The organism is Providencia sp. PROV048 (assembly GCF_033688165.1).
GTDB classification, from domain to species: Bacteria; Pseudomonadota; Gammaproteobacteria; order Enterobacterales; family Enterobacteriaceae; genus Providencia; species Providencia hangzhouensis.
In genome coordinates, this window is the sequence record NZ_CP096360.1 from 997,589 (window position 1) to 1,012,238 (window position 14,650).

At 40.7% G+C, this 14,650-nt stretch carries 13 protein-coding genes and 4 tRNA genes; 15 read left to right on the plus strand and 2 right to left on the minus strand.

Annotated elements, in window-relative coordinates:
- Window positions 1-204: 204 nt before the first annotated feature.
- The 7 genes from csrA to luxS all read left to right on the plus strand — a co-directional run bounded on the left by csrA (window position 205) and on the right by luxS (window position 3,815).
- Window positions 205-390, plus strand: coding sequence for a carbon storage regulator CsrA (gene csrA, locus M1F26_RS04260; RefSeq protein WP_004264815.1), 186 nt, complete (start codon window positions 205-207; stop codon window positions 388-390).
- Window positions 391-826: 436 nt separating this feature from the next.
- Window positions 827-919 (plus strand) — tRNA-Ser (locus M1F26_RS04265).
- Window positions 920-930: 11 nt separating this feature from the next.
- Window positions 931-1,007: transfer RNA gene (locus M1F26_RS04270), tRNA-Arg, on the plus strand.
- 138 nt (window positions 1,008-1,145) lie between these two features.
- A tRNA-Arg gene (locus M1F26_RS04275) sits at window positions 1,146-1,222 on the plus strand.
- Window positions 1,223-1,316: 94 nt separating this feature from the next.
- A tRNA-Arg gene (locus tag M1F26_RS04280) sits at window positions 1,317-1,393 on the plus strand.
- A 195-nt stretch (window positions 1,394-1,588) separates the two neighbouring features.
- Complete coding sequence (gshA, locus tag M1F26_RS04285; protein ID WP_140172710.1) at window positions 1,589-3,148, plus strand: glutamate--cysteine ligase; 1,560 nt, start codon at window positions 1,589-1,591, stop codon at window positions 3,146-3,148.
- Window positions 3,149-3,299: 151 nt separating this feature from the next.
- Window positions 3,300-3,815, plus strand: coding sequence for an S-ribosylhomocysteine lyase (luxS, locus tag M1F26_RS04290; RefSeq protein WP_004914042.1), 516 nt, complete (start codon window positions 3,300-3,302; stop codon window positions 3,813-3,815).
- 85 nt (window positions 3,816-3,900) lie between these two features.
- Here the strand turns inward: luxS and M1F26_RS04295 are convergent, their stop codons facing one another.
- Together M1F26_RS04295 and M1F26_RS04300 are read right to left on the minus strand one after the other, a co-directional pair.
- On the minus strand, window positions 3,901-5,187 hold the full coding sequence (locus M1F26_RS04295) for a CNNM domain-containing protein (protein ID WP_140172709.1): 1,287 nt from the start codon (window positions 5,185-5,187) through the stop codon (window positions 3,901-3,903).
- A 42-nt stretch (window positions 5,188-5,229) separates the two neighbouring features.
- Window positions 5,230-6,021, minus strand: a complete 792-nt coding sequence (locus M1F26_RS04300) for an inner membrane protein YpjD (RefSeq protein ID WP_004264820.1) — start codon at window positions 6,019-6,021, stop codon at window positions 5,230-5,232.
- Between the two features lie 384 nt (window positions 6,022-6,405).
- Between M1F26_RS04300 and ffh the strand changes: the two genes are divergently transcribed.
- From ffh to M1F26_RS04340, 8 genes are all read left to right on the plus strand, one after another.
- The gene (gene ffh / locus M1F26_RS04305; protein ID WP_004914034.1) at window positions 6,406-7,767 is read left to right on the plus strand and encodes a signal recognition particle protein; all 1,362 of its coding nucleotides are present in this window, start codon (window positions 6,406-6,408) and stop codon (window positions 7,765-7,767) included.
- 136 nt (window positions 7,768-7,903) lie between these two features.
- Complete coding sequence (gene rpsP, locus M1F26_RS04310) at window positions 7,904-8,152, plus strand: 30S ribosomal protein S16 (protein ID WP_004264823.1); 249 nt, start codon at window positions 7,904-7,906, stop codon at window positions 8,150-8,152.
- A gap of 18 nt (window positions 8,153-8,170) precedes the next feature.
- Window positions 8,171-8,716, plus strand: coding sequence for a ribosome maturation factor RimM (rimM, locus tag M1F26_RS04315; RefSeq protein WP_004264824.1), 546 nt, complete (start codon window positions 8,171-8,173; stop codon window positions 8,714-8,716).
- A 38-nt stretch (window positions 8,717-8,754) separates the two neighbouring features.
- Window positions 8,755-9,519, plus strand: coding sequence for a tRNA (guanosine(37)-N1)-methyltransferase TrmD (trmD, locus tag M1F26_RS04320; RefSeq protein WP_036958921.1), 765 nt, complete (start codon window positions 8,755-8,757; stop codon window positions 9,517-9,519).
- A 41-nt stretch (window positions 9,520-9,560) separates the two neighbouring features.
- On the plus strand, window positions 9,561-9,914 hold the full coding sequence (gene rplS / locus M1F26_RS04325) for a 50S ribosomal protein L19 (RefSeq protein WP_096864779.1): 354 nt from the start codon (window positions 9,561-9,563) through the stop codon (window positions 9,912-9,914).
- Window positions 9,915-10,499: 585 nt separating this feature from the next.
- The gene (locus M1F26_RS04330; RefSeq protein WP_140172708.1) at window positions 10,500-11,594 is read left to right on the plus strand and encodes a 3-deoxy-7-phosphoheptulonate synthase; all 1,095 of its coding nucleotides are present in this window, start codon (window positions 10,500-10,502) and stop codon (window positions 11,592-11,594) included.
- 13 nt (window positions 11,595-11,607) lie between these two features.
- Window positions 11,608-12,729, plus strand: coding sequence for a bifunctional chorismate mutase/prephenate dehydrogenase (gene tyrA, locus M1F26_RS04335; RefSeq protein ID WP_140172707.1), 1,122 nt, complete (start codon window positions 11,608-11,610; stop codon window positions 12,727-12,729).
- Window positions 12,730-13,043: 314 nt separating this feature from the next.
- Window positions 13,044-14,612, plus strand: a complete 1,569-nt coding sequence (locus M1F26_RS04340; protein ID WP_140172706.1) for a methyl-accepting chemotaxis protein — start codon at window positions 13,044-13,046, stop codon at window positions 14,610-14,612.
- Window positions 14,613-14,650: the final 38 nt, after the last annotated feature.

Below are 14,650 nucleotides of genomic sequence, written 5' to 3' on the forward strand. Positions count from 1 at the left end.
AAATATGAGGCAACTTTAATCTGTTGCGGCATTGTTAATGTATCGTTTGTAGTGCTATATTTTGCTTGTAAATAATTAGAATGCTTGTATTGATGGCATCAATGCTTTAGGTGAATGTCATTGCTTTACGTTTTCACGGTGTGTGATGGACAATAGCGGGGATACCTAGAGACCCGACTCTTTTAATATTTCAAGGAGCAAAGAATGCTTATTCTGACTCGTCGAGTTGGTGAAACACTCATGATAGGCGATGAGGTAACAGTTACTGTATTGGGTGTCAAAGGCAACCAAGTTCGTATTGGTGTTAATGCCCCAAAAGAAGTTTCTGTTCACCGTGAAGAAATTTATCAACGGATCCAGGCTGAAAAGACTCAACCAGATAATCAATAATAATGAATAAGCGTCCAATGATTGATCACACAGCAAGAATGGGCGCTTGTCTTACTCACATTATTTCTAAAAATATCCTTTCGTTTTTTATAATTCTCTAGCATCAAACTCACTTTATTGTTTAGTCTTCGGTTTTCTTGTACGAAATCTTGTTTTCCTTTGTATGAAATATAGGCTAATCAATCCAGTGAGCTCATTTTTATTCACTTATAGAATAATTTTTTTTCTGTATTTTTGTTTCTAAAGTTAGTGTCATAAGGGCTGAAAAATATCTTTTTCGGTGTTAAACTAAGCATCTTGCTTGTGAAATGTGCAAACAGACAACGGAATGCAAAAAGTTTGGAAAAATTGTTTGACTTCTAAGTCTAGGAAAGTAATATGTGCGCCACACAGCAACGAGATGTTTGAAAAAACAAATCGTGTGTAACTAAAATATGGTGAGGTGGCCGAGAGGCTGAAGGCGCTCCCCTGCTAAGGGAGTATGCGGTCAAAAGCTGCATCGAGGGTTCGAATCCCTCCCTCACCGCCATTTTAGATTATGCATCCGTAGCTCAGCTGGATAGAGTACTCGGCTACGAACCGAGCGGTCGGAGGTTCGAATCCTCCCGGATGCACCATCTTTAACCCTATGAGAGAATCTGATGGGGTTTTGTTTTGGTTTTAGCAACCAAACAAAGCAGTAACTAAGAAGTTGATTTATAGAAGTAGAAGTTGATAAAGAAGTTTGAGAGAGCAGCACATCTTGCATTAAGTATGCATCCGTAGCTCAGCTGGATAGAGTACTCGGCTACGAACCGAGCGGTCGGAGGTTCGAATCCTCCCGGATGCACCATCTCTTAGCTAATAATTTAGCATATCAATAATACCTTTTAATTTAACTCAGAAAAGTTATTGAGAATGTATCGATTTCAAATCGAATGAATTTTGCATCCGTAGCTCAGCTGGATAGAGTACTCGGCTACGAACCGAGCGGTCGGAGGTTCGAATCCTCCCGGATGCACCATCTTTAAGAAACTCCTCATTCGAGGAGTTTTTTTTGCCTAAAATTACCATTCATAAAATTAATTAAATCGTATTTTCTATACCTCTTTGATTTATTCCCTCATAAACCACACATCTAGACAGCGACAATTTATGTGATTTAAGCTAAAGTAATTGCCTTAATAAAATAAATTAACATCACAGGCGGGAGGTCGACTTGATCCCGGACGTATCGAAAGCGCTCTCATGGTTAGAGGCGCACCCAGAAACACTTAATGGTATTCAACGTGGTATTGAGCGTGAAACATTGCGTGTAACCCCCACAGGCGCAATTGCAGAGACCTTGCATCCAGAAGGGCTGGGAAAAGCTTTAACACATAAATGGATCACGACAGATTTTGCGGAGTCCTTACTCGAATTTATTACTCCTGTAGATAAAAGCATTAGCCATAATTTGGCTTTTTTGCGAGATTTACACCGCTATACAGCTCGTCACCTTCAAGATGAAAGAATGTGGCCGCTGAGTATGCCATGCTTTATTGAAAGTGAAGATAAAATCACTCTTGCGCAGTACGGCTCTTCTAATGTGGGGCAGTTTAAAACGCTGTACCGCGAAGGCCTTAAAAATCGTTATGGTGCTTTGATGCAAACGATAGCAGGGGTGCATTATAACTTCTCTTTGCCGATTGAATTTTGGCAAGCATGGGCGGGTATTGAAGACGAAGAAAGCGGTAAAGAAAAAATTTCTGAAGGCTATTTACGTCTAATTAGAAATTACTACCGCTTTGGTTGGGTTATTCCTTATCTATTTGGCGCATCTCCAGCTATTTGCGGCTCTTTTTTGAAAGATAGGGATACGACGCTATCATTTGATAAAACAGACTGTGGTACGTATTACTTGCCTTATGCGACATCATTACGCATGAGTGACTTAGGTTATACAAATAAATCACAAAGTGATTTAAACATCACATTCAATAAATTGGATGAATATGTAGAGAACCTGAAAAAAGCCATCCATAAGCCTTCAGCTGAATTTGAAAAACTGGGTGCAAAAAAAGACGGCAAATATATTCAACTAAATACGAATGTGCTGCAGATTGAAAATGAGCTCTATGCCCCAATACGGCCCAAACGCGTTCCTAAAGGCAATGAATCACCTTCTGACGCATTATTACGTGGTGGTATTGAGTACATTGAAGTCCGTTCACTTGATATCAATCCATTTAGTGCGATAGGCGTTAATGAAACGCAAGCTCGTTTTGTTGATCTATTCTTAATATGGTGTGTACTTGCTGATGCACCTGAAATGAATGCTCAGGAATTAGACTGTTGCCGTCAAAACTGGAATCGTGTCATTCTTGAAGGCCGTAAACCAGGCCAAGTCATTGGTTTCGGTTGTGGCAGCGAAGTTAAACCATTAGTTGACGTTGGGCAGCAATTATTTAATGACTTGATCCGTGTGGCTGAAGTGCTAGACACTTGTTGCGATGCAAAATATCAAGAAGTTTGTCACCAATTTGTTGCTATGTTTAAAGACCCAACTCTTACATATTCAGCGCTTGTTATGGATGAAATGTTAGAAAAAGGTATTGGTGGTTACGGGTTAGAATTAGCTGAAAAATATTTTGAACAGTTAGTGAACGAGCCGTATGAAGTGATAACTGAAGAGCAATTTGAGCAAGCACGATTAGCTTCAATAGCGAAGCAAGCGAAGATGGAACAAAGTGAGAGCGAAAGCTTTGAGGACTATCTACGCATTCATGCAGGACGCTAAAAGAAATGGCCACTCTAGGTGGCCAAAAAAAATCTCTTAGAGAATTAGGGATGATAACAAATTGCGCGTCTTTCAATAATTCAGACTCTGTATTTTCAAAATAGTTTCATTTATTTTAGAAAATATTTTTTATTTTCGAGGAGGTCACGAAATGCCATTATTAGATAGCTTTACTGTCGATCATACTCGCATGTCAGCACCTGCTGTACGTGTGGCAAAAACCATGAAAACACCAAGCGGTGATACCATCACAGTTTTTGATTTGCGTTTTACTGTACCAAATGAAGAAGCCATGACAGAAAAAGGGACGCATACTTTAGAGCACCTTTTTGCAGGCTTTATGCGTGATCACCTCAACGGAAATGGTGTTGAAATTATTGATATTTCACCAATGGGGTGCCGTACTGGTTTTTATATGAGCCTTATTGGCCAGCCAGATGAACTGCGTGTTGCTAATGCATGGAAAGCGGCAATGGAAGATGTTTTGCAAGTGAAAGACCAAAACAAGATCCCTGAATTGAATGTCTATCAGTGCGGTACATACAAAATGCACTCACTGGAAGAAGCCCAGCAAATTGCACGTAATGTTCTTGCATCAGAAATTGGTATCAATAAAAATGATGAATTAGCATTACCTGCAGAGAAACTTGAACAGCTACACGTTTAGTTTTTATCAAATATTCTCTATAAAAAGAGCCAATTAAGGCTCTTTTTATTTTATATGAGAATTAAATTGCAAGTTTATGACCAAATCAAAGGTCGGGGACTTGAGAACTGAATGTAAGAGGTGTGATCCTAACCTGTTTAACGATATTTTCATTCATCGCTAATACCTCGATAAGGTAATGCCCCACCACGATTTGCTCTTCAAGCTGTGGAATATCACCAATGACCTCTAAAACCATGCCATTAACCGTCCTAGGGCCATCTATGGGGAGATTCCAATCAAAAGCCTTATTCAGCTCACGAATATTAGCAGAACCGTCTACAAGAACGCTTCCATCACTTTGTGGCAAGACTTCTTCGGCTAAAGATGGCGACATCGAGGTTGTGAAGTCACCCACTATCTCTTCTAATATATCTTCGACAGTGATAAGGCCTTGAATTTCACCGTATTCATCAACAATGATCCCAAGTTTTTCTTTATTGTGCTGGAAGTTAACTAACTGAACATTTAATGGTGTACTGTTAGGAATAAAATAAATGTTATCTGCAGCTTTAATTAGGTTTTGCTTATTAAACTCACGTTTTTCCATCATAAGACGGTATGCTTCACGGACGCGTAAAATGCCAATAGAGTCATCAAGTGAGTCGCGATAAAGCACAATGCGGCCATGAGGGGAGTGCGTGAGCTGCCGAATGATTGATTTCCAGTCATCATTGACATCAATGCCAACAATCTCATTCCTTGGCAGCATAATATCGCCAACAGTGACTTTGTCTAAGTCTAAAATTGAAATCAACATGTCTTGATTTCGGCGGCTAATTTTATGCTTTGATTCGTTAACAATGGTGCGTAGCTCTTCCTTATTAACCGCATCAGTTCTTGCGGTTAGTGACTTCACCCCAATGCAGCGTAACAGTAGCGCTGAAATAGTATTAAATGCCAAAACAATAGGCATCATGACTACTTGTAATGGTTTTAAGAGGTAACTACTTGGAAATGCGATTTTTTCAGGGTACAGCGCTGCCAGTGTTTTTGGCATGACTTCGGCAAAAATGAGGATCACAAAAGTCAGGATCCCTGTAGCCATAGCTACACCTGCATTCCCATATAATCGCATACCAATGATGGTCGCTAATGCGGAAGCGACTATGTTGATTAAGTTATTACCAATAAGGACTAGGCTTAACAGCTTATCAGGGTGTTTAAGAAGTTTTTCAACGCGGATCGCTGAGCGATTACCTTGTTTTGCTAAATGTTTTAACCGATAACGGTTTAGCGTCATCATCCCTGTTTCTGATGCAGAGAAATAGGCTGACATAAAAATTAAAACAATCAATATGATGATTAGCGTACTCGTGGACACATCATCCAAAACAAGTTTCCTTATATTGTGAAAGTCGTGGCTTTATTTGCGTCAAAATACCATAAACTCCTGTATTAAACGGTTACCAAAAAAAGCCATTGTTAAGATGATTGAGCCACCAACATGGAAAAATAGGACGCGCTTACCTCGCCATCCTCCATGGAAATGCCCCCAAAGTAGAGTGATATAAACAAACCATGCAATGACGGATAATACCGATTTATGGATATTTTCTTTATCAAAAATATTATCCATATAAATAAAGCCAGTACACAAGGTCAGAGTCAGCAAAATGACCCCAACTTGAGTGATGTGGAACATTTTACGTTCAATTACCATCATGGGTGGCATATCTGGACTAAATTTTAAGGTTTTGTTCTTTAGCTGATGGTCAATTAAAGCCACTTGTAATGCATATAAAGCAGCAATAAGGAGTGTCGCATAGCTCAACAAAGCTAGACCAATATGAACAAAAAGTGGTACTCGAGCTTCAAGATGCGTAATAAACTCACCGGGCATTAGCGTTGACAGCATCAAGTTAATAATGGCAAAACTATAGACTATAGGCGTTAAGTACCAAGCTTTTCCCCAGTAAGCGACAACAGTCATAATCACACACATGAGTAAGCTCACTGTTGAGCCTAAATTCAACAGAGTGAGGTTTTGTCCCTCGGCTTCACTGAAAATCAAAAATTTCAATGTAATAGCGTGAGTTACTAACGCAACAACGGCAAGAAAAAGCGCGAGGTGGCGGTAGAAAGGCTGTTTACGCACTTGGCCAGGGACGATCAGTAACAGACTGACCATGTATGTACAAACTGCTATGACTGCAAATACGGGCATAGTATAGTGTCGTTTATCATTTTTAGTGGAAAGTTATTCATAGTATAACTTGTACGAGTGTAGGCTCCAACTATTGGACAGGCCAATCACAATATATTCATTGCTGATAGCATTTCATGCGTCTACTGCTTGGTTTGTATTATTAAATTCATGCCATAATAACCTGTATCATCTGTTTCAAACAGGGGGCAGCGAAAAAACTGCGGGCATGTTACAATGGGGCATTATTTTGCCGCGATTATTTTTAGTGTTGGTTTCCCTTCATCATTGTGAAGGTATTGATGCTTATAATTCAAGTTGTTAGGTAACACGCACTTGAAATTATCTGTATTAGCAACCAGATCAGGCTGACATCGGCCCATCAACAGAATTGAGCTAAGACATATGTTTGATAATTTAACTGACAGACTATCGCGCACGTTGCGCAATATCAGTGGGCGTGGGCGTCTAACTGATGAAAATATTAAAGAAACACTACGCGAAGTTCGCATGGCCTTGCTGGAAGCTGACGTTGCTTTGCCAGTTGTCCGTGAATTCATTCAAAAAGTTAAAGAAAATGCCGTTGGGCAAGATGTCAATAAAAGTCTAACACCTGGCCAAGAGTTCATTAAAATAGTTCAAAATGAACTGACTAGGGCGATGGGGGACGAAAACCATCAACTTAATTTATCCGCACAACCTCCTGCTGTCGTTTTAATGGCAGGTTTGCAAGGTGCAGGTAAAACGACCAGTGTTGCAAAATTAGGTAAGCTCTTAAAAGAAAAGCAAAAGAAAAAAGTATTAGTTGTCTCTGCTGACGTTTATCGCCCTGCAGCGATTAAACAATTAGAGACATTAGCTGAAAGTGTTGGAATTGACTTTTTCCCTTCAGAAGTACAAGAAAAACCCGCTGCAATTGTTCAAAAAGCATTAAAACACGCACAATTACAATTCTACGATGTGCTGTTGGTGGATACCGCAGGTCGCTTGCATGTTGATGAAGCGATGATGGAAGAAATCCAAGAAGTTCACCGTATTATTAAGCCAGTTGAGACCTTATTCGTCGTCGATGCGATGACAGGGCAAGATGCGGCAAATACAGCGAAAGCATTTAATGAAGCCTTACCACTGACAGGGGTTGTATTGACCAAGGTCGATGGTGATGCACGAGGCGGTGCGGCACTTTCAATTCGTGCGATTACGGGGAAACCTATTAAGTTCTTAGGTGTTGGTGAAAAAACTGATGCCTTAGAACCATTCCACCCAGAGCGTGTCGCGTCTCGTATCCTTGGTATGGGTGATGTGATTTCTCTGATTGAAGAGATTGAGCATAAAGTTGACCGTGATGAAGCTGAAAAGCTTGCTAAAAAACTTAAAACGGGAGATGGCTTTGATTTAAATGACTTTTTAAGTCAATTGAAGCAAATGCGTAATATGGGCGGCATGGCGAGCATGATGAGCAAAATGCCAGGAATGTCTCAGTTACCCGATGCCGTTAAGTCCCAAATGGATGATAAAATCACCGTTCGTATGGAAGCGATGATTAATTCCATGACACGTAAAGAACGTGAAAAACCGGAAATTATTAAAGGTTCACGAAAACGTCGTATTGCGGCAGGTTCGGGAACTACCGTGCAAGAAGTTAATCGCCTCTTAAAACAATTTGATGACATGCAACGCATGATGAAGAAAATGAAAAAAGGCGGTCTAGCCAAGATGATGCGCGGCATGAAGGGTATGATGCCACCGGGTTTTCCGGGGCGTTAAGCAATAAAGCCTCAAACAAAACGCACTTTTGATTGATTTTTGCGTCAAAGTGAGTAAACTTTTCGGGCTTTTTATATGACGGCCGGACTCTATCCCTCGATGGAGTCTGGTTGTTTTGTTAACTAATGAGGATGTTATGGTAACAATTCGTTTATCTCGTGGCGGCGCTAAAAAACGTCCGTTCTACCAAATCGTTGTGACTGATAGCCGCAATGCGCGTGACGGTCGTTTCATTGAGCGTATCGGTTTCTTCAACCCGATCGCTGCAGGTCAAGCAGAAGAACTGCGTTTAGACCTGGACCGTGTTGAGCACTGGGTTGGCTTAGGCGCAACTATTTCTGACCGTGTTGCACAACTGGTCAAACAAGCTAAGAAAGCAGCTTAATCTGTCGCGGTGGTAACAATGAGCAAGCAAACTAAACTACAGCCACCTGAAAACCCAATCGTATTGGGGAAATTAGGTGCAGCGTACGGTATTCGTGGTTGGCTCAAAGTTTTTTCGTCCACCGAACATGCTGAAAGTATTTTTGAGTATCAGCCTTGGTTTATCCAACGTTCAGGTCAATGGCAACACATTGAAATTGAAGATTGGAAACATCATAACAAGGATATCATTGTCAAGCTGAACGGGGTCGATGACCGCGATGCAGCCGCGCTTTTGACTAACTTTGAAATTGCGGTTGATTCAACCCAACTTCCTGAGTTAGAAAACGAATACTACTGGAAAGACCTGATGGGCTGCCAAGTAGTGACGTTACAAGGCTATGACCTTGGTACCATCACTGACATGATGGAGACCGGTTCAAATGATGTGCTGGTCATTAAGGCGAATTTAAAAGATGCATTTGGCATCAAGGAGCGGTTGGTTCCGTTTCTTGATGGGCAGGTTATCAAGAAAGTCGATCTCGATGCCAAACTTATTGAAGTGGATTGGGATCCTGGTTTTTAAATCTCCGGTTGAACGGTTTTGATAAGTGGGACGAAATTATGTGGATTGGTGTAATTAGCCTGTTTCCCGAAATGTTCCGCGCAATAACCGAGTACGGGGTAACTGGTCGGGCAGTGAAAAATGGCCTGCTAACATTTGAGTGCTGGAATCCGCGAGATTTTACTCACGATAAGCACAAAACTGTTGATGATCGCCCCTATGGTGGTGGTCCAGGCATGCTGATGATGGTGCAACCGCTTAAGGATGCAATCAACGCAGCAAGAACTGAGGCTGGTGAGGGTGCAAAGGTTATTTATCTTTCACCGCAAGGGCGCAAACTTAGTCAAGACGGTGTTTGCGAGCTGGCAACCAATGAGAAATTGATTCTTGTTTGTGGCCGCTATGAAGGCATTGATGAGCGTATCATTCAAACCGAAGTTGACGAAGAATGGTCAATCGGTGATTACGTTCTCAGTGGCGGGGAACTTCCCGCGATGGTGTTGATTGACTCAGTTTCACGGTTTATACCGGGAGTACTTGGTCATCAAGCTTCTGCTCAAGAAGACTCTTTTGCAGATGGTTTGTTAGATTGTCCGCACTATACCCGCCCTGAAGTGTTAGATGGCATGCAAGTTCCTGATGTTTTACTTTCAGGAAACCACGCTAAAATAGATAGCTGGCGCATGAAACAATCACTCGGCCGTACCTGGCTTAGAAGACCTGAGCTTCTGGAAAGCCTAGCTCTGACTGACGAGCAGAGGATGTTGCTGGCTGAATTCCAACGGGAATATCAGTCTGAGCAACAAATGAATCCAGACAATTAATTGTCTAAACATATCAGTTTACCTAGGGTAAGAGAGTTATTATGAGCAACATTATTAAACAAATCGAAGAAGAGCAGATGAAGCAGGACGTACCTTCATTCCGTCAGGGTGACACCGTGGAAGTTAAGGTATGGGTCGTAGAAGGCTCTAAAAAACGTCTGCAGGCATTCGAGGGCGTGGTTATCGCTATTCGTAACCGCGGTCTGCACTCTGCATTCACTGTTCGTAAAATTTCTAACGGCGAAGGTGTTGAGCGTGTATTCCAAACTCACTCTCCAGTCGTAGATAGCATTGCTGTTAAACGTCGTGGTGCTGTTCGCAGATCTAAACTGTACTACCTGCGTGAGCGTTCTGGTAAGGCAGCTCGTATTAAAGAGCGTCTGAACGCCAAGTAATACGCTTTCGCTACATCCGAAAGTTATGTTATGAGAGAGGCCCGCATTTGCGGGCCTTTTTATATTCGTCACTATATTCGTCATACTTCAAGCTGTGGCGTTGTTGTCTTCTCTCGGTTACTCGGGTCACATACTTATGTATGCTCCCCGAGATAACCTCGTTTGACGCCTAGCCACAACTCGAATTATTTTGAATATAGCTGAGAGAGTTTATTTCAAGTTGTAGCTATGTTGGCAGCACTCATTCGCACTAGTCACATGCTCCTAGCGTCTCATTCCTTTGCCGCCTTGCTACACCCCGAACTATTTAGAATATAGCTGAGAGATTAACATCTTAATCTGTAAATAAATATTTACTAAAAATTGGTGTTGAACTCTAATTTAAATATTATAAATGTTAATTTTATGTAAATTTATATATTTATCAATTCACTACTGTTGTGTAAGTAATATTTTACATGTGTGGAAATATTTTACATAAATGGATTGAATTGTTTACGATGCATGGTATGTTATTACTCATACACCCAAACACAATACGTAAATAATAAACTAAGCAAATATAAGCTAATAAGTAGGTAAAAAATGATCATGCAAAAAGATGTACTCAACAACGTGAATATTCAAGACGAGCAGGTATTAATCACTCCTGAGAGTCTGAAAGAGAAATATCCGCTGAGTCGCAGCAACCTGCATGCCATTGCGACATCGCGCCAAGTGATTGCTGACATTATTCATCAACGCGACCCTCGCTTACTCGTGGTATGTGGTCCTTGCTCAATCCATGATGTGGATGCCGCTATTGAATATGGTGAGCGCCTGAAAGTATTAGCCGAAGAATTAAGTGATAGCTTATATATTGTGATGCGTGTGTATTTTGAAAAACCTCGTACAACCGTAGGATGGAAAGGTTTGATTAGTGATCCATTTATGGATGGTTCTTTTGAAATGGAAAAAGGCCTACATATTGCTCGTGATTTGTTGACCAATTTAGTGAATATGGGGCTGCCATTAGCGACAGAAGCATTGGATCCTAACAATCCTCAATACTTAGGGGATTTATTCAGTTGGTCAGCCATTGGTGCAAGAACGACTGAGTCACAGACCCACCGTGAAATGGCATCTGGTTTATCTATGCCTGTTGGTTTCAAAAATGGAACCGATGGGAGTTTATCTACAGCGATTAATGCGTTAAAAGCAGCAGCGATGCCACACCGTTTTATGGGAATTAACCAATCTGGCCAAGTTTGTTTATTACATACCAAAGGTAATAGTAACGGACATGTCATTTTACGTGGTGGGAAAACGCCTAACTACAATGCTGAAGACATTGCGGCTTGTGAAGCGGAAATGAAAAAAGCAGGTTTAGAGCCGTCCCTTATGGTGGATTGTAGCCATGGAAACTCGAATAAAGATTACCGCCGTCAACCATTAGTTGTTGATTCTATTATTGAACAAATTATTAATGGTAATGAATCAATTACAGGTATTATGCTAGAAAGTCATATTAATGAAGGGAATCAAACATCTGAACAAGCCCGTGACACAATGAAATACGGTGTGTCAGTGACAGATGCCTGCATTAACTGGCAAACGACGGAAACGGTATTGCGTAAATTACATCAAGCATTGTTGCCTGCGCTTGAACAACGTGCGCAAAAATTGAGTAAAGTGAGCTGATCAAGGTATTGGTATGTCTGTTGAGTTATCCCATTTACGGGAACAAATTGATGAAGTTGATAAATCATTATTAGATTTATTAGCAAAAAGGCTGCAACTGGTTGCTGAAGTCGGTGAAGTGAAAAGCTTACATGGTTTACCGATTTATGTGCCTGAACGAGAAACAAGCATGTTGGCAGCACGTCGCACCGAAGCTGAGCGTATGGGGATCCCACCTGATCTGATAGAGGATATTCTAAGGCGGATCATGCGCGAATCTTACGCACGTGAAAATGATAAAGGGTTTAAAACACTGAACCCATCAGCTGGCCCAATTGTGATTGTAGGTGGTGATGGGAAAATGGGGCGGTTATTTCACCGTCTCCTTAATTTATCAGGCTATCAGGTTAAGACATTAAACGAAGATGACTGGGTACAAGCAGAATCTATAGTTGCTGGTGCGAGCGTCGTGATAGTTAGTGTACCAATACATTTGACAGTACAAGTCATCAACCAGCTGCCTAAACTGGATAAAAGCACGGTCTTGATGGATATCGCATCGATTAAGCAACAGCCATTAGAAGCGATGTTAGTAGCCCATGATGGGCCAGTACTTGGGCTTCACCCGATGTTTGGTCCTGATATTGGTAGTGTTGCAAAGCAAGTATTTGCTTACTGTAATGGCCGTGGCTCGGAGTCTTATCAGTGGTTTCTTGAACAGTTATTAGTTTGGGGGGCACGTTTGAAAGAAATCTCAGCCGAAGAGCATGATAAAAACATGAGCTTTATTCAGGCATTACGCCACTTTACAACATTTACTTACGGGCGAAATCTTGCTGAGGAAAATATCGATTTACAGCAATTACTTGATTTGTCATCGCCTATTTATCGTTTAGAGCTCGCGATGGTTGGGCGGCTGTTTGCTCAAGACCCTCAACTCTATGCAGACATTATTATGTCTTCAAATGAAAATGTTGAATTGATACGCAGATATCATCAATTGTTAGGTGATTCAATAGCGCTACTGGAGAAAAAAGATAAAGCGGAATTTATTCGCCAATTTAATCAAATTAGCCAGTGGTTCGGTGAAGATGCCCATCATTTTATGAAGGAAAGCCAATCATTACTGCAACGAGCAAACGATAATCGAAAATAATCATCCCGCCTTCTATCGTGTTTTATAGCGGTAGAGGGCTTTATTTTCCTGTTAATTTTTTGTTATCTTCTATATTCTTCTATTTCAGTTAATCTCACCAAGAATGTTTATTTAAAATAGGTAATTGTACTTATCTGTATAATTTCTATCGAATAATATGCTAATCAGATAAAAACTGAATTTATTCACTATCTAATTTCAAATTAATCAATTTTTAAAATCAATATTTATAAATCGATCGATTTATATGATAAAGATTTCACCTGTTTTACCGATAACACTACTCATTAAATGATGGTTAGCGTGGTAAATATATGTCTTTTAAAAATCTCAAAATTAGTATGAAGTTAACGGTAGCATTTGGTGGTTTTGTTGCGCTTATTATCCTAAGTTCACTTTTTTCTTTAGCCAATATGAACCGAGCTAATGATGGCATGAAACAAGTCCTGTATGAAAGTTATCCTATTGCCTCTACCGCAGGGCAAATGATGGATAACTTTTATTCTTTTATAGGGATCCAAGAGCTAATTTTACTTGATGATCGTGGTAGTGATAAACGCAGAGAAGAGTTGGCTAAAATTACATTAAAAATTAATGGATTGATGGAAAGCTTAGAAAATAACGTTACAGATGATCGCTCTAAAGAAGTCTTGGCTGATTTGCGTGTTATTCGCCAACAGTTTCATTCATCAATTACTCGCATCAATACCTTTTTATCAGAGAATAATCGCCAAGCTGCTATTGACGAAATGATGACTAAAACGTCTAGTATTCAACGTGATTATCGTGATCAAATTCAAACGTTAATGGCCATCCAAGATTTGGAAATGCAAGAAGTCGGCCGTAAAGTGAATGCGGATTATGAAAACAATAAACTATTACTAGCGGTGTTATCAATCTTGAGTATTGGCGCGGGCTGCGTAATGGGCTGGTATATTACGAACATTATCACAAGGCCATTGGAAAATGCGGTTAATTTCGCGCAGTCAATTGCTAATGGGGATCTGACTAAAGATATTCAGGTCACCTCAAAAGATGAAACGGGTGTATTGTTAAATGCACTTAATGATATGAAAGGGCACTTGCTGGAAATCGTTCAAGAGGTTCAACAAGGTTCTGAAAGTATTTCGGCAGCAGCAGGGCAAATTGTCGCGGGGAACCAAAACCTGGCGGCGCGCACCGAAGAACAGGCTGCATCAGTTGAAGAAACGGCCAGTTCAATGGAACAAATAACTTCAACCGTTCAAAACACGACTGAGCACACTCATGAAGCTAGCATGCTTGCAGACCAAGCGGCGATTATTGTACAAAACAATGGCGACATGATGAGTCAAGTAACGAATAAAATGCGTGCAATCAATGGATCATCATCACAGATGACAGAAATTATTAATCTAATAGACTCAATTGCATTTCAAACCAATATCTTAGCATTGAATGCATCCGTTGAAGCGGCAAGAGCCGGTGAACATGGGCGAGGCTTTGCCGTTGTTGCCGGAGAAGTGAGATTATTAGCACAAAAAAGTGCGGCTTCAGCGAGTGATATTCGTGGGTTGATTGAAAACTCATCGTCACAAACGCAAGAGGGTATGGAACTTGTTGAAAAAGCGACTCAGCAAATACATGGCATGGTTGATAGTGTAAAAGAGATGAATGCGTTACTACGTGAAATTGGGCAGGCTAGTCGTGAGCAAAGCGATGGAATTTCTCAAATCAATAGTGCAGTAGGACAACTTGATTTAACCACACAACAAAATGCGAGTTTAGTTGAGGAATCTGTTGTCGCAGCGGACTCATTGAATGAACAGGCGTACCATTTGAAGGAATTAGTCAATTATTTCAGAGTTAAATCTTCGAATTATCAACCTGAAGTGAGAGCATAGTTTCGGTTTAGTAGGCTGCACTGAAAAAATGCAGCCTA